The sequence below is a fragment of the Enterococcus sp. BSD2780061688st2 D3 genome (assembly GCF_005844145.1).
Lineage (GTDB): Bacteria > Bacillota > Bacilli > Lactobacillales > Enterococcaceae > Enterococcus_B > Enterococcus_B durans.
Map to the genome: position 1 here is coordinate 1 of NZ_SPHN01000007.1, position 16502 is coordinate 16502.

Below are 16502 nucleotides of genomic sequence, written 5' to 3' on the forward strand. Positions count from 1 at the left end.
TCGCGGGATGGAGCAGTCTGGTAGCTCGTCGGGCTCATAACCCGAAGGTCGTAGGTTCAAATCCTGCTCCCGCAATTAAAAACTAAAAACACTGGTTCCGTGGTGTAGGGGTTAACATGCCTGCCTGTCACGCAGGAGATCGCGGGTTCGATTCCCGTCGGAACCGTTTGGCTCGGTAGCTCAGTTGGTAGAGCAATGGATTGAAGCTCCATGTGTCGGCAGTTCGATTCTGTCCCGCGCCATACTGCGGGTGTAGTTTAGTGGTAAAACCACAGCCTTCCAAGCTGTTGTCGCGAGTTCGATTCTCGTCACCCGCTTTTAGTTTTTTTATGGGCCTATAGCTCAGCTGGTTAGAGCGCACGCCTGATAAGCGTGAGGTCGATGGTTCGAGTCCATTTAGGCCCATTAGTTTCATCCTGGCCCGTTGGTCAAGCGGTTAAGACACCGCCCTTTCACGGCGGTAACACGGGTTCGAATCCCGTACGGGTCATTTAAAGATACTTTTTCAAGTATCTTTTTCTTTTTGTCCGAATGAATGATTTCAAAAGGCTTAGCAGAGTTATCTTACTGGATAATTGTGCTAAGTCTTTTTAGGTCCTGTTGATTTGTTCTGATTGTTTGGAAGGATAAAGTGAGACGTTTCGGTATTGAGGTCGAGACAAAAGTGTTTCTTACTTCTGTCCCAGCCTCGTTTTTGAAATTTCCGAGAGATTTGATTTTTGGACGCCGTTTATTCGAGAGTCTGTAGCAAAACTGAATTTTAGATTTGTCCCACACTCGTTGGCATTCCTACTTTTAAGAGTAACAACATCAAATATTATAGAATCTAAAAGAAAATCAGGTGTTTTTCTATCTGGACTGTTTAGTGAGGAGCAAGCGTTTTTGTAAAAAAACTATTCCTGTCGTAAAAGTGATTTACAGCTGTGGATTGAAGCACGCTGTAATTTCCAATAGTCTCAAAGTTAGCAAGTAAGAAGCGTTTTATATGAAATGAAAATCATTTTTTTATTTAAAAGCGACAAAAAAACGAGCAGAAATCTATTTTATCTGCTATACTGGGTTCGTTGCAAGTTCCCGAGAGGATCCGTACGATACGGAGATGCCTTGTAACCGAATTTAACTAGGGGGAATCACTTATGGGAGAAAGACATTTATTTACCTCAGAATCTGTTTCTGAAGGACATCCAGATAAAATTGCTGACCAAATCAGCGATGCCATCTTGGATGCAATCTTGGCACAAGACCCAACAGCACGAGTTGCATGTGAAACATCTGTAACGACTGGTCTTGTATTAGTATTTGGAGAAATTTCTACAACAGCTTATGTAGATATCCAAAAGGTTGTTCGCCAAACAATCAAAGAAATTGGTTATACACGTGCCAAATTCGGATTTGATGGAGATACGGTAGCTGTATTAGCTGCAATCGATGAACAATCTCCTGATATTGCTCAAGGTGTGGATGAAGCACTAGAAATCCGAGATGAAGATAAAAAAGACGTATTAGATGAAATCGGTGCAGGTGACCAAGGGTTGATGTTTGGTTTCGCAGTAGATGAAACACCAGAATTGATGCCTTTACCAATCGCATTGAGTCATCGTTTAGTCCGTCGCTTAGCAGATTTGCGTAAATCAAATGAATTGACTTATTTACGCCCAGATGCAAAATCACAAGTAACAGTAGAATATGATGATAATGGACAACCAGAACGTGTTGATACGATCGTTATTTCTACTCAGCATGATGACGCAATCGATAATGAAACAATTCATCGTGATGTCATCGAAAAAGTAATAAAAGAAGTTATTCCAGCTGAATTACTAGATGATAAAACAAAATACTATATCAATCCTACTGGCCGTTTCGTGATTGGCGGACCTCAAGGTGATGCTGGTCTAACAGGCAGAAAAATCATCGTTGATACTTATGGCGGCTATGCACGTCATGGTGGTGGTGCCTTTTCTGGTAAAGATGCAACAAAAGTTGACCGTTCAGCAAGTTATGCCGCACGCTACATTGCTAAAAACATCGTAGCAGCTGGTCTTGCACATAAAGTGGAAGTTCAACTCGCTTATGCGATCGGTGTTGCACAACCTGTCTCTATTTCAATCAATACTTTTGGTACTTCTACAGTTCCAGAAGAAGACTTGATTGCAGCGGTTAGAGAAAACTTTGATCTACGACCAGCAGGTATCATCGAAATGCTTGACTTGCGTCGCCCAATCTACCGCCAAACAGCAGCTTATGGTCACTTTGGCCGTACAGATGTTGATCTGCCTTGGGAACATACTGACAAAGTAGATGCATTAAAAGCAAGTTTAGGTAAGTAGAGTTTTGTTGCTGGAATGATTGCCTTTAGGGTGATTGTTCCAGTTTTTTTATGGTAAAAATCAGCTGTAAATTAGCGATCGCTTTTAGCTGGTATTTTCTGATAAGTCATTTAGCTTATTTTTTTTGGCTCAAAATGATTCTTGTAAAAATAAAAAGGAGGAATAAGATGAAAAGAGAAACAAATGTCAAACTCGTAACGATCAGTGTGTTTATCGCGACTTTTATGACAGCAATCGAGGGAACGATCGTTACAACGGCGATGCCAACGATTGTAGGTTCACTTCATGGAATGGAAATCATGAACTGGGTATTTTCTATTTATTTACTGACAAATGCGATGCTGACACCTATCTATGGAAAGTTAGCTGACAAAATTGGACGTAAACCGATTTTTATTTTTGGTACGCTATTATTTATTATCGGTTCACTATTTTGCGGTCTTTCTCAAACGATGATTGGTTTGATTGTAGCTCGAGCTGTTCAGGGAATGGGAGCAGGAGCGATGATGCCTGTTGCATTAACGATCATCGGTGATCTGTATTCAATCGAAAAAAGAGCAAAGGTATTAGGGCTCAACAGTTCAGCTTGGGGGATCGCTAGTGTGTTTGGCCCATTAGCGGGTGGATTTATTGTTGAAACGATCAGCTGGCACTGGATCTTTTTTATCAATGTTCCGATTGGGATCTTATTGATGATCTTGATTTGGTTGTACTTGAACGAACCGAAAGTACAACATGAATCAAAACCAATGGATCTTTTTGGTAGTTTTAGTCTGATGGCGATGCTAGTTGCCTTGTTATTAGGATTTCAATTGTTGGGAGATCAAGGGTTTACGCCTGTAGTGATCAGTCTGCTTGTAGGGAGTGTGGCTTTACTAGGACTGTTCATCTTTGCAGAAAAAAGAGCAAAAGACCCTGTTATCATGTTGCATCTGTTTTCTAACCCGCTATTTGTAGTCGTGAATTTAGCTGCTGCTTTAGCTAGTGGATTTTTGATGGGAATCGATGTATATATCCCAATGTGGATGCAAGGGGTATTAGGATTGAATGCCGCAGTGGGCGGATTAGTATTGGCTCCACTTTCTCTTGTTTGGATGGTTGGTTCTTTCTTAGCAAGTAAATGGATGACACAAATGGCAACAAATTGGGTCTTACGGATCGGCTTGTTTATTGCGGCTGTCGGGGGGGCATGGCTTTGGTTGATGCCATTCCACAGTAATTTTCTATGGTTTTTTGCTATTTCAACAGTTATTGGTGTGGGCTTAGGGATAACGATGACGACCTCAACAGTTAGTGCGCAAAATAGTGTACCACGAGAACAGTTAGGTGTTGCTACATCATTTAATACATTAGTTCGAACAATTGGTCAAACAGTGATGGTGGCGATATTCGGGTTATTGATCAACGGCATTACACAAAGCGAACTAGCAGCAAGGAATCTGACGGATGATCCAGATATCATGAACAAGCTTGTTAATCCGCAAACAGCGAAAGAAATCGAAGCGGGATTACTTACACCATTACGTGGAATATTGTATGATGGGTTACATCAAGTTTATTTTGTAGGATTGCTCTTAGTAGTAATTGCTTTTGCCTTAACGTTTTTTGTTCGAGATAAAAGTGATAGAATAAGAGAGTATTGAAATGAGACAGCGAAAGAACCATTGGCGTAAGGTAATCATGTAATTATTTTGAAGAGATACCACTCACATAAGAAACAAGATTACATTCACAGCCTTAGAAAGGATGTTTCAACATGGCGTTTATTCAAGCAAATATTTATTCGAATGTCTTAGAGATGGAGGTCAATCTAAATGTGATCCTTCCGCAAAAGACAAAAAAAGTGATCGGTACGAGTTCAGAGCAGGAAACAATGGATGTGCCAGTTTTATACCTTCTTCATGGAATGGGAGGAAATCACAGTGTCTGGGAACGAAGAACGTCGATAGAAAGATATGTAGCAGACCATGGCTTAGCAGTCATCATGCCTTCTACTGATCTTGGCTGGTACACAGATACGGCTTATGACATGAATTATTGGACATTTATAGCAGAAGAACTTCCTGAAATCTGTCATGAGTTATTTCCACAGTTGACGACAAAAAGAGAAAAAACGTATGCTGCTGGGTTATCAATGGGTGGTTACGGTGCATTGAAACTTGGCTTAGCAAAACCGGAAAATTTTGCTGCGATCATTTCTCTATCTGGAGCAATTTCTGTTGGAAACCGTATGGATGATCTTTTAATGGTCCGTAAAGCAAAATTCTGGGAAGGCATTTTTGGTCCATTAGAACAAATCAAAGGTTCGGTTAATGATCCTCAGTATCTGTTGGAACAATTAGTCAAAAGTGGAAAAACCGCACCTCGTATGTATCTAGCTTGCGGTGAGTCTGATTTTCTGTATGATGTCAATCAGGAAATGGTGGATTCAATGAAACAAAATGGCGTTGGTGTCACTTTTGAACATGGACCAGGAGACCACAATTGGATTTTCTGGGATCAATGGATCCAGCGGGCTCTTGACTGGCTTTTTGAAGAAGATAAAAATTAATTGAAACGGCTGACTTCTGGTTGCCAAAGGCTTATTTTTGGCACCGTTTATGGTCAGTCGTTTTTTATCTTATAATTGAATTTGAGCGTTGAAAAATGAGAGTCGTGTGTAGTGAAGTGTTTATTTCGTTACACAGGGCTTTGTTTTTTGTAGTCATTTTGAATGAACGTTATCTATTTGTTTTCCTGATGATTTATGGTATATTCCTCTACGCAAACAATACAAAAAATAGAAATAATTTTATGAGGTGAATTTTTTGGAAGAAACGAAGTATTGTAAAGAGTCAATGGTGATCCAGACGCATCGGATTTTTCCTTTTGATCTGAACCCGTTTGGTTTTTTGTTTGGGGGAAAGTTGATGACGATGATCGATGATGCTGCATCAATTTCAGTGACGAGACATTGTCGAAGAGGAGCGGTTACGGCTTCTTTAGATAGCTTGAATTTTTTGAAACCATTACATGAAAATCATTCCGTATGTGTGGAATCCTATGTATCTGGTACGCACCATAGATCAATGGAAGTTTTCGTCAAAATTATTGGTGAGAATCTGACAACAGGCGAACGTTATCTTGCGGCTACATGCTTCACTACCTTTGTCGCAGTTCCTTCTCATATGAATGAAGAAGTGGAATTCACTGTTCCTAAAGTCCTTCCCAGCAGTACGGAAGAAGCAATGGTTTGTTCAGGGTATGAAAAAAGAAGAACTCAGAGGTTACATGAACGAGATGAGTATAAAGAATTCGCCAAGGGATTGTCGCTGGAGCTTCCTTGGAACGAGTCAGAAAAAGAAAGCTAGAGGTAGAAAAATTTTTCATTTGAATGAGAAAAATAATTGTATCTTTTAAAGGAGGAGAGACCCTTGGGCTTTTATCAGTCTCTACAGTTAGACCCGATTATTTTGAAACAAAAGATAAAAGAGGCGAAAACAAAGAAAGAAAAAAGAAGATGGCTGGCTTCATTAATTAGCCGTTCCTGCTTGATTGTGGCTTTTGCGGTCCTGATGATCTCTATTGTCACGGCGATATTTGGTATAGAAGTAAAGGCGGAGGCTGTCGTATTTTTTTGTATGCTGTTGAGCCTACGGTTTGTTGATTTTGGTTACACTATCACGCATTCTATCTGGGGCTTAGCTGGCGTGATGGGTGCTTTTTTTATTTTACCTGAAATACAGTGGATTCCTTCCGCTATGCTTCGTTTAGTTGTGTATTTTGGATTGTTGACGATCATTTTGTTGGTAACTGCTAGTGAGCCGAAAATGGGAAATGCAGGATTATATGGTTTCGCGTATATCTTTATTGTGTATTCTATCTGGGGAGAAAAATTAGCCCCGCAGCAATGGCTCAATCGAAGTATCCTGTTCCTTCTCTTTTTTGGGATGTTTGCAGCGATATTATACAAAAAACATCGAACAAAAAACAAAACGACTTCATTTTTAGCTGTATGGAGAAATGGAAAAAGACGACAACTAGTGTGGCTATTTGGTTATTCTCTAAGTATTTCTATTTTGATTGTGCTAAGTCGCTATAGTCCTTTTCAGCGTTTCATGTGGATTGGATTTGCTTTTTCTTCTTTATATTCCAGCTATGGATTTTTAGGAATCACTTTCAAAGAGCGGGCAATTGATCGAATCCTTGGGACTATATTAGGGAGCGCCTTGTTTATAGTCGCAAGTTCCTTGTTACCAAGCGATTTACTGAGTCTTAGCGGCGGGTTTATATTGGGCATCTGTTCGACTTATCGCTATAAGACAGTTTTCAACTGCTTTGGGGCATTGACTGTCGCAAGTAGTTTGTTTGGATTAACAGAAGCAACAATGATGAGAGTAATAGATAACATGATTGGTGTGGGAGTGGCACTCTTATTTATCTGGCTTACTCAATGGTATAGTAAAAAAATGGAGTGGTACAAAGACAGAAGAAAACAGTCGCTTCTTGAATGATAAAAAGAACCCTTGATAAAATGCAATACTTGAATGATTTCGAGCTGCGATTTTATCAAGGATTCTTTTTTAGTGAGTCAAAAAGTGTGGGGGAGGGATGACGTAGCTTAACCTTTGAAGTTAATGTGTTTCAATCCTTCAATATATATAGAAATACTTGAAAGGAAAAGCTTTTTTTCACTCTCTGCGTGTTGATGTGCAGTGATACTGGCTTTTAGGCCAGTTAATTCATTTTCTTCGACATAATTTTTCATTGTCAGGATCGCGGTTTTTAGGGAAGGGTTGCCTGCAATGATTTTTTGACGAAGCTGTTGTTCATGTTGATGGTCCATCAGCTGGCCAATCAAAAGATTATGCAGAGAGGAAACGGCTTGCCGACTTTGGGTGACCGAAAAGCCCGCTTCCATCAGAGTTTGGATCATCATTTCTAAATGCTCTAACCGACTAGAGTAGGCTGGAATGGTATTGATCTCAAGTTCAGCACCGCAAGGGAACGTAGTGTAAAGATCATAGTAATTTTCCATAAATTGAAAAAGTCGTTCTTCCCAAGATAACTGGATAGCAGGAATAACAAGCTGATCTTCCATGGATTCTGCCATTTTTTGCAGTAATTCTTGTTTATTTTTAAAGTACCAGTAAATTGCAGGTGCTTTGACATTTGCTTTAAACGCTAGATTACGCATGGATAATTTTGAAAGTTCCTGTGTTTCTGCCAGAATCGCAAAGGCAGTTTGGATAATTATTTCTTGAGAAAGCTTTGTTTCCAATTTAATCAACCTCTTGTATTGCATTATTTTTTTATACATGGTAAATTGTTAGTCGGTCTAATTTTACAGTGTTAAATAAGGCCTGTCAATTTTGAAAAAAAGGGGTGTAACGACCAATGAACTTAATTTTAAGACATGCCAAAAAATATAAGAGTGCTGTCTTCATTTCATTGTTGTCTGTGGCTATCATGGTCGCTGCCACACTTTGGCAACCAAAACTGCTGCAGCAAGTACTTGAAGCAATCATTACAGAAGATAACGACGAAATGAAAACAATCGGGGTCTATTTGATCAGTTTGGCTTTGTTAGGTCTAGCGGCTGGGGTGACGAATACGATTTTTTCTGCAAAGGTTGCCCAAGGTGTCAGTGCAGACATCCGTGAAGAAGCTTTCCGAAAAATCCAAACCTTTTCATTTGGAAATATCGAACAATTTTCTGCAGGAAACTTGGTTGTACGTTTGACCAATGATATTACGCAGATCCAGAACTTAGTCATGATCTCGTTGCAATCATTATTTAGAATCCCATTTCTATTTATTGGGGCATTTATCCTAGCAATGTTGACTATGCCACAATTATGGTGGATCATCGTAGCGCTGATCGTGGCAGTATTTTTGATCACGGTGTTATCCTTTACGCGAATGGGAAAACATTTTATGATCATCCAAAAATTGATCGATAAAGTGAACAGTATCGCAAAAGAAAACCTCATGGGGATTCGAGTAGTGAAATCTTTCGTTCAAGAAGAAAACCAATTAAAGAATTTTAGTAAAGTAAGTGAAGACTTAACAAAACACAATATCATCGTAGGGACCTTATTTTCTGTGATGATTCCTTCGTTTATGTTAGCGGCCAATCTAGCAGTCGTTGGCGCAATTTTCTTTGTTAGTGATATAGCCAAAGATGATCCAACATTGATCGGTGGGATTGCTTCATTCATGAATTATCTGATGCAGATCATGATGGCGATCATCATTGGTGGAATGATGATGATGATGACGTCAAGAGCGGCAGTTTCCTTAAAACGAATCAAAGAAATTTTAGATACAGAACCAGATTTGACTTATCCAGATGTTCCAGAACAGGAATTGTCAGGCTCCGTTACGTTCGATCATGTCTCTTTCCGCTATCCTGGGGACGATGAAGATACATTAAAAGATATCAGTTTTTCGATCCAAGCAGGGGAAATGGTTGGGATCGTTGGAGCAACAGGTGCAGGTAAATCGACTTTAGCACAGTTGATCCCAAGATTATTCGACCCAACAACAGGAAAAGTCGAAGTCGGTGGTGTCGATTTACGCCAAGTAAATGAAAAAAGCTTGCGCCATACCGTTGCATTTGTCCTACAAAAAGCTATTTTATTCTCTGGTACTATCGCACAAAACTTACGTCAAGGGAAGAAAGATGCTTCGGAAAAAGACATGGAGCATGCTTCTGGCATCGCTCAAGCCAAGGAATTTATCGAAAAACTGGCTGACCGCTACGAAGCACCAGTAGAAGAACGCAGCAGTAATTTCTCTGGTGGTCAGAAACAACGGTTGTCGATTACTCGTGGAGTGATCGGTGATCCTAAGATCTTGATCTTAGATGATAGTACAAGTGCGTTAGATGCACGTTCAGAAAAATTAGTGCGAGAAGCACTCAATAAAGAATTGAAAGATACAACAACCATCGTGATTGCGCAAAAGATTGCTTCGGTTGTGAAAGCAGATCGTATCTTGGTTTTAGATGAAGGTAGACTTGTTGGTGAAGGCACACATGAAGAATTAGCTGCAACAAACCGCATCTATCAAGAGATTTTTGAAACTCAAAAAGGAACGGAGGAGTAACCATGACTGATTTGATCAAAGCAAGTAAGTTTTTCTATCATTATTTGAAACGTTATAAGGTCTCCTTTTTCTTTATCTTTGTTACAGTCATCATTGCGACGTATCTCCAGGTCAAAGCACCACAGTATATTGGTGAAGCCTTCCAAGAATTAGCAAACTATATTGGCGCCTTGATGCAAGGGGTAGATGATAAAAGTAGTTTTCTTTCTATTATCTGGAAGCTGTTGATTTTCTATGTGTTGGCGAGTGCAGCGAATTTTATTTACAGTATCTTGTTTACACAAGTTGTTGGCAAGTCAACCAACCGCATGCGTATCGGGCTATTCAATAAATTGGAAAAATTGACGATCCGCTTTTTTGATTCTCATCAAGATGGTGAAATTTTAAGTCGCTTTACCAGTGATTTGGATAACATCCAAAACAGTTTAAATCAAGCTTTGCTTCAAGTAATTACCAATATTGTGTTACTTTTTGGTATCTTGATCATGATGTTTCGTCAAAATGTCGAATTAGCATGGGCAACGATCGCGTCCACCCCAGTTGCTATTTTAATCGCAGTACTGGTTATTCGAAAAGCAAGAAAATATGTTGATCTACAACAAGACGAAGTCGGTAAACTGAATGGATATATGGATGAAAAAATCAGTGGACAGCGTGTGATCATCACCAATGGACTGCAAGAAGAAACGATTGACGGATTTTTGGAACACAATGAAACTGTTCGAAAAGCAACATTCAAAGGACAGGCTTATTCTGGTTTACTCTTCCCGATGATGCAAGGAATGTCACTAGTGAATACTGCAATCGTCATTTTCTTTGGCGGTTGGTTAGCCTTGAATGGGGATCTGGAACGTTCAGTGGCTTTAGGATTAGTCGTCACATTTGTTCAATACTCCCAACAATATTACCAACCATTGATGCAGATTTCTTCTGGTTACAGCATGATTCAATTAGCGATTACTGGAGCAAGAAGATTAAATGAAATGTTTGCTGAAAAAGATGAAGTGAAACCAGAACATGGACAACCGTTTAACGGCATTGAAAAAGGGTTAGCGTTAAATCATGTAGATTTTGGTTACAGTCCTGATAAAATGGTGCTAAATGATGTATCGATCAATGTGGACAAAGGGGAAATGGTTGCCTTAGTGGGGCCTACTGGTTCAGGTAAAACGACCATCATGAATTTACTCAATCGCTTTTACGATGTCAATAGCGGGTCAGTTACGATTGATGGGACAGATATCCGCGAATACGATCTAGATGCTTTACGTAAACATGTTGGGATCGTTTTACAAGAATCTGTCTTGTTCTCTGGAACGATTCGCGACAATATCGTATTCGGAAAACCAGATGCGACAGATGAAGAGGTCATCAATGCAGCCCAACAAGCAAATATCCATGATTTCATCATGAATTTAGATAAAGGATATGAAACGGAAGTATCTGAAGAAAATAATCTGTTTAGTACGGGGCAAAAACAGTTGATCAGTATTGCTCGGACAATCATCACAAATCCCGCTTTACTGATCTTAGATGAAGCAACTAGTAACGTAGATACTGTGACAGAAGCTAGAATCCAGAAAGCAATGGACGAAGCCATCAAAGGACGGACAAGTTTTGTGATCGCTCACCGTTTGAAGACGATTTTAAATGCTGATCGAATCGTTGTATTACGAGATGGTAAAGTTATTGAAGAAGGAAATCATCATCAGTTATTAGCAGAAGACGGTTTTTATGCAGAGTTATACCACAACCAATTTGTATTTGAATAATAGAAGAAAAAACGTACGAGGGAAGATTTTGGTGATCTTTCCATCGTACGTTTTTTTATTGACAAGGTGCTGTTCATATTTATTTGCTTGATGCAGGGCAGGCTTTTCACAACCTTTATCCACGGTGTTCAAAAGCCAACTCCTTGAAATAAGTCTGGATTTTTCAAAACATGGAGAGCTGTTTCGAAAAATCCATTCTTATTGTCAGCGGAGCTGTACGGCTTTTTCACAACCTTATCTACGGTGTTCAAAAGCCAACTCCTCAGCAATAAGTTCTAGATTTCCAAAATATGAGAAGCTATTTTAGAAATCTAGTTCTTATTTGCTCGGAGCTGTACGCTTCTTTCACAACCTCTTCCACGGTGTTCAAAAGCTTGCATCTTCAACAATAAGCCTAAACAGATGAAAAACATGAAAAGCTGTTTTTCTCTGTTCATTCTTATTGCTTGATGCAGAGCAGCCTTTTCACAACCTAATCCACGGTGTTCAAAAGCCAACTCCTTGAAATAAGTCTGAATTTTTCAAAACATGAAAAGCTGTTTCGAAAAATCCATTCTTATTGTCAGCGGAGCTGTACGGGCTTTTTCACAACCTTTTCCACGGTGTTCAAAGAGCTGACCTTCGGCAATAAGTCAAAAAATCTCAAAATATGAAAAGCTATTTCGAGATTTTCCTCCTTATCGCTCAGGTCAAAGCGCTCTTTTCACAACCTTTTTTTCAACGCAATACAAAATCGGTGGGTTGTTTTTTTGATTGATGAATTGGTATTTTAGGACATTGTACTTTTCTTGTGGTAGTGATTGGCAATAGTCTTGCACCATATCTAATTCTTTTTCGCCGCCTTCATGTCCGTAATAGACGACTAGGATCATCCGACCTCTTGGCACGAGGCGCTTGAGGATTTCTTCCATTGCTGTACGAGTGGTTTCGGGTAGGGTGATGACTGATTTATCGCTTTTTGGTAAATAGCCTAGATTAAAGATGCCTGCTTTGATGGGTTGTGCTTCATCGACTACTGTACCTAGTGTTTCATGACCTTGTAAAAACAAAGAGGTACGGTCGAGTAAATCTTGTTCGGTAAGCTTACTCTTAGTAGAAAGCAAAGCCTCTTTTTGAATATCAAAACTATAGACATGTCCAGTTTTGCCGATTTTTTCAGCCATGAAGACTGTGTCATACCCATTTCCCATGGTGGCATCTATGACGTGGTCACCGGGTTGGAGGATTTCTTCTAATAAAGAGTGGCTAAAGTGCAATGCCGTCTGTAACATCAGCTGAGTACTCCTTCTCTTATATTGAATTTTCCTTGGTAGCTATCACGACGAATAAGTTCATCATCTATTGCGTTCAAGACTTCCCATTTTTTTAGACTCCACATAGGCCCGATCAGTGAATCCCACGGTGCGTCACCTGTTAAACGGTGGATAATGATTTCTTTAGGGATCATCTCTAATTGATCACAAATGACGTTTACATAATCGGGGCGACTCATCAATTGCAATCGTCCTTCATGATAGTCACGCAACATTTTTGTTTTACGCATCAAGTGCATCAAGTGAAGTTTGATTCCTTGGATATCCGAATCTAAAATCGTTCGGCGAACATTCTCCCGCATCATGTCTAATGTTTCCCCAGGTAACCCATTGATCAAGTGGGTGCAGACACGAATATCATGTTTGCGTAACTTCGCCACACCATCTAAATAGGTCTGATAGTCATGGGCACGATTGATCAGAGTGGAGGTTTCTTCGAAGGTTGTTTGTAAGCCTAATTCCACCCACAAATAAAGACGTTGATTTAGCTCTGCTAAATAATCCACCACTTCATCTGGCAAACAATCAGGGCGGGTCCCAATGGATAATCCAACAACACCAGGTAAATTGATTACTTGTTCAAATCGTTCTCGGATCACTTCGACAGGAGCGTGCGTATTGGTGAAATTTTGGAAATAAACGATATATTGGTCCACACCAGGCCATTTTTTATGCATCATATCGATTTCTTTGTGAAACTGGATAGGTAATGGATCTTCTGGAGCGACGATCATATCTCCTGAACCAGAAACACTACAAAAAGTACAGCCACCGTGAGCGACTGTGCCATCACGATTCGGACAATCAAAACCGCCGTCTATCGGTACTTTAAAAATCTTGCCACCAAACTCATTTCTTAAAGCATAGTTCCATGAATGGTAACGTTTGTTTCCATCTGAATAAGGAAAGTCCATAAAAATCCTTCTTTCTAAAGGTCACGAGAAGTCTTCTCGTACCCCTTTAAATATCTAAAAAATAATTGTTGAAATGTTAATGTTAATCTATCGTCTGAAGTTCAATCTGTTCCTTTTTTTCTCTATAGGTTGGATAAGTGAGAAAGAGCCAACTTAGGCTGAGCAAATATCCACCTAAAACATCACTTGGGAAATGGACACCTAGATATATTCGGCTTGCACCAACACTTACTATAATAAACGCCAACAGAAGTTGAAGCAATGTGGCGATTCCCTTTTTCTTGATCAGGCTAGGAAGTAAAAATAAAAGTGTCCCATATAAAATCATACTTGCAGCAGAATGCCCACTAGGAAAACTGTAGCTGTGTTCAACAACTAAGTGAGGAAGCGTTGGACGCAACCGCATCACGAATAATTTGATCAATGGATTGATGATTCCGGCTATCACGACAAAATTAGTCGCAAGCCAAATCAGTTCAATGTGTTTTTTCTTCCACCACAAAAATGCCAGAACAAGTAAAAATACAACAATCACAGTCAGTGCATTTCCGAATGTTGTGATAAATAGCTGGTAGTGGTTCCAATCAGGATAAGGTGTGCGTATGATTTCAGTTATTGTTTGATCAAATCCTGATAATAAGTTGATCCGATATTTAACAATGTAGCCTAATATGAAAAATAGGAATAAAAAAAGAGTACCGACTACATGAAAAGTTGTTTTTTGTTTCATAAGTTTCCTCCTTTTCAACAATAATTCATTATAGCATTCTTAGACTTATAAAAAACTTTCATATCTGTTATGTGAGTTAAAATTATACGCAAAAAACAACATTTCTATTTGGCAATACACCAATGTAATCACTTAGACATTTTCAGGTAATATAACCGACATACTTATTTTCATAAAAGACAGCGATGTGTTTAGCTGAAAACACGCAGTCTAGTCATACCAACGTTTTATTTTTTCCTACATATGGAAAATTACGAAAAATTACAGTCTGGTTACAATAAGGATAATGAGTCTTAAATAACTTTTAATAAAGTTTAAGAGAAGTTATAATTGTTATAATAGTAGAGAAATTGTAAACAGAATTTGGAGGATAGAAGATGGAAAACATTGCAAGAAAGGAACGCAGACGTTTAGAAGAGACCAAGCGATTCCGCAAAGTAAAACGTAGTGCCGCACTAGTCGGTACTGCAATGGTAGGCTGTTCTGTAGCGGCACCGTTGATACAACCAGTGCCAGTAAATGCTGATCAAACGCCAACTCAATTTGGTGCAAGAATCAATACTGCAGCATTTATTACGGAAATCGCGACTTATGCTCAACCAATTGCACAAGCCAATGATTTATACGCCTCCGTGATGATCGCCCAAGCGGTCGTTGAAAGTGGTTGGGGTAGTAGCGCGTTGTCCCAAGCACCGTATCACAATTTATTTGGTATCAAGGGTAGCTACCAAGGACAAACCGTTTATATGGATACACTTGAATACTTGAACAATCAGTGGGTGACTAAGAAAGAACCATTCCGTCAATACCCTTCTTTTGCGGAATCATTCAGTGACAACGCCTATGTTTTACGTAATACTTCATTTGGTAATGGCTATTATTATGCAGGTACTTGGAAAAGCAATACGAAATCCTATACAGATGCAACAGCTTACTTGACTGGACGCTATGCAACAGACCCAAGTTATGCTGGAAAATTGAACAATATCATTTTAACTTACGGCTTAACAAAATATGATACACCAGCAAGCGGTAATGCTGGCGGTGGTGCAACGACTGGTGGCAACACAAATACTGGAAATACGGGTAGTAACACCAATACAGGGAGTACTGGAACTACTTCAACTACTTATACAGTCAAATCGGGTGACTCTGTCTGGGGAATCTCGAATTCATTTGGCATCAGTATGTCACAGTTGATCGAATGGAACAATATCAAAAATAATTTTATTTATCCAGGACAAAAGTTAACGATCAAAGGTGGTCAAACAACCGGTTCTTCAACAAACAACTCTGGAAATAATACCAATTCTTCTGGAAACAGTAATACTTCCGCAGGTACTGGTCAAACTTCTGGTGCAAAATATACAGTCAAATCAGGTGATTCTGTTTGGAAGATCGCAAATGACCACGGTATCTCAATGAATCAACTGATCCAATGGAACAACATCAAAAATAATTTTGTTTATCCAGGGCAACAATTGATTGTGTCAAATGGGGGAAGCTCTTCTTCCACTACGACGAATACTGGGAACGCATCAAGTAGTTCTAATGCAGGGAACACGGCAGTTTCTGGTACCAAATATACGGTCAAATCAGGCGATTCCGTCTGGAGCGTGTCCAATAAATATGGTATATCAATGAGTCAGCTGATCCAGTGGAACAACATCAAAAACAATTTCATTTATCCAGGACAACAATTAGTCGTTTCGAATGGTTCTTCAAGCAGTTCAGCGACGACCAACCAAAATACGACAAATAATACCAATACGAATACAGGTGCAACAACGAATACAGGAAGTACCTATACAGTCAAAGCGGGTGAGTCTGTCTGGAGTGTTGCGAATAAAAATGGTATTTCGATGGACCAATTGATCCAATGGAACAATATCAAAAACAATTTCATTTATCCAGGGCAACAGTTGATCGTTAAAGGCGGAAGTGCTGCAACTAGCACGAACACTTCTTCAACTACAACAGCAACAACGCCAAGCACGCCGAATACCTCGAATACGACAAGTACTGCATCAACTGGCGATACGATTTATACAGTCAAAGCAGGAGAGTCTGTTTGGGGCGTTGCGAATAAGCACAACATCACGATGGATCAATTGATCCAATGGAACAATATCAAGAATAATTTCATTTACCCAGGGCAGCAAGTAATCGTCAAAAAAGGGACTACTCAATCTGCACCAACGACTGGGCAAAAAACATATACGGTCAAAGCGGGAGAATCTGTCTGGGGAGTCGCTGATAGCCATGGCATCACGATGAACCAACTGATCGAATGGAACAATATCAAGAACAATTTCATTTATCCAGGCCAACAATTGATCGTAGCAAAATAAATG

12 protein-coding genes, 6 tRNA genes and 1 riboswitch are annotated in these 16502 nt (G+C 39.5%); of the genes, 14 read left to right on the plus strand and 4 right to left on the minus strand.

The features are described 5' to 3' along the window. Position 1 precedes the first annotated feature (1 nt). From FGQ66_RS07035 to FGQ66_RS07085, 11 genes are all read left to right on the plus strand, one after another. Positions 2–75 (plus strand) — tRNA-Met (locus tag FGQ66_RS07035). A gap of 18 nt (positions 76–93) precedes the next feature. After that, positions 94–166: transfer RNA gene (locus FGQ66_RS07040), tRNA-Asp, on the plus strand. 3 nt (positions 167–169) lie between these two features. Next, positions 170–242, plus strand: a tRNA-Phe gene (locus tag FGQ66_RS07045). A 4-nt stretch (positions 243–246) separates the two neighbouring features. Then, positions 247–317, plus strand: a tRNA-Gly gene (locus tag FGQ66_RS07050). A 14-nt stretch (positions 318–331) separates the two neighbouring features. Beyond that, positions 332–405, plus strand: a tRNA-Ile gene (locus FGQ66_RS07055). Between the two features lie 13 nt (positions 406–418). Next, positions 419–490 (plus strand) — tRNA-Glu (locus FGQ66_RS07060). A 569-nt stretch (positions 491–1059) separates the two neighbouring features. Next, a riboswitch (SMK box riboswitch) is annotated at positions 1060–1139 on the plus strand. Beyond that, positions 1137–2330, plus strand: coding sequence for a methionine adenosyltransferase (metK, locus tag FGQ66_RS07065; RefSeq protein WP_005877990.1), 1194 nt, complete (start codon positions 1137–1139; stop codon positions 2328–2330). It overlaps the preceding riboswitch by 3 nt. Positions 2331–2497: 167 nt before the next feature. Next, entirely contained in the window at positions 2498–3973 is a 1476-nt protein-coding gene (locus tag FGQ66_RS07070; protein WP_138302046.1) for an MDR family MFS transporter, read from the plus strand. A gap of 113 nt (positions 3974–4086) precedes the next feature. Then, entirely contained in the window at positions 4087–4881 is a 795-nt protein-coding gene (locus FGQ66_RS07075) for an alpha/beta hydrolase (protein ID WP_005877994.1), read from the plus strand. Between the two features lie 256 nt (positions 4882–5137). Then, complete coding sequence (locus FGQ66_RS07080) at positions 5138–5680, plus strand: acyl-CoA thioesterase (RefSeq protein WP_115234827.1); 543 nt, start codon at positions 5138–5140, stop codon at positions 5678–5680. A gap of 63 nt (positions 5681–5743) precedes the next feature. After that, a complete protein-coding gene (locus FGQ66_RS07085; RefSeq protein ID WP_138302047.1) occupies positions 5744–6823 on the plus strand; it encodes an FUSC family protein in 1080 nt (359 codons plus the stop codon). A gap of 107 nt (positions 6824–6930) precedes the next feature. Here FGQ66_RS07085 and FGQ66_RS07090 read toward each other — a convergent pair whose 3' ends face one another. Further along, a complete protein-coding gene (locus tag FGQ66_RS07090; protein WP_138302048.1) occupies positions 6931–7590 on the minus strand; it encodes a TetR family transcriptional regulator in 660 nt (219 codons plus the stop codon). Between the two features lie 116 nt (positions 7591–7706). Here FGQ66_RS07090 and FGQ66_RS07095 point away from each other — a divergent pair, with 116 nt between their 5' ends. Further along, positions 7707–9419: an ABC transporter ATP-binding protein gene (locus FGQ66_RS07095; protein ID WP_113846503.1), complete on the plus strand. Its 1713-nt coding sequence runs from the start codon at positions 7707–7709 to the stop codon at positions 9417–9419. Between the two features lie 2 nt (positions 9420–9421). After that, positions 9422–11191, plus strand: a complete 1770-nt coding sequence (locus tag FGQ66_RS07100) for an ABC transporter ATP-binding protein (protein ID WP_113846502.1) — start codon at positions 9422–9424, stop codon at positions 11189–11191. A 689-nt stretch (positions 11192–11880) separates the two neighbouring features. Here the strand turns inward: FGQ66_RS07100 and mnmM are convergent. From mnmM to FGQ66_RS07125, 3 genes are all read right to left on the minus strand, one after another. Then, entirely contained in the window at positions 11881–12462 is a 582-nt protein-coding gene (mnmM, locus tag FGQ66_RS07115; protein ID WP_081134137.1) for a tRNA 5-(aminomethyl)-2-thiouridylate-methyltransferase MnmM, read from the minus strand. After that, positions 12462–13418, minus strand: coding sequence for a tRNA modification radical SAM protein MnmL/YtqA (mnmL, locus tag FGQ66_RS07120; RefSeq protein ID WP_113846500.1), 957 nt, complete (start codon positions 13416–13418; stop codon positions 12462–12464). Before mnmL ends, mnmM begins: the two co-directional genes overlap by 1 nt. Before the next feature lie 82 nt (positions 13419–13500). Further along, complete coding sequence (locus tag FGQ66_RS07125) at positions 13501–14148, minus strand: phosphatase PAP2 family protein (protein WP_138302049.1); 648 nt, start codon at positions 14146–14148, stop codon at positions 13501–13503. Between the two features lie 377 nt (positions 14149–14525). Between FGQ66_RS07125 and FGQ66_RS07130 the strand changes: the two genes are divergently transcribed. Further along, on the plus strand, positions 14526–16499 hold the full coding sequence (locus FGQ66_RS07130) for a LysM peptidoglycan-binding domain-containing protein (RefSeq protein WP_138302050.1): 1974 nt from the start codon (positions 14526–14528) through the stop codon (positions 16497–16499). Positions 16500–16502 lie beyond the last annotated feature (3 nt).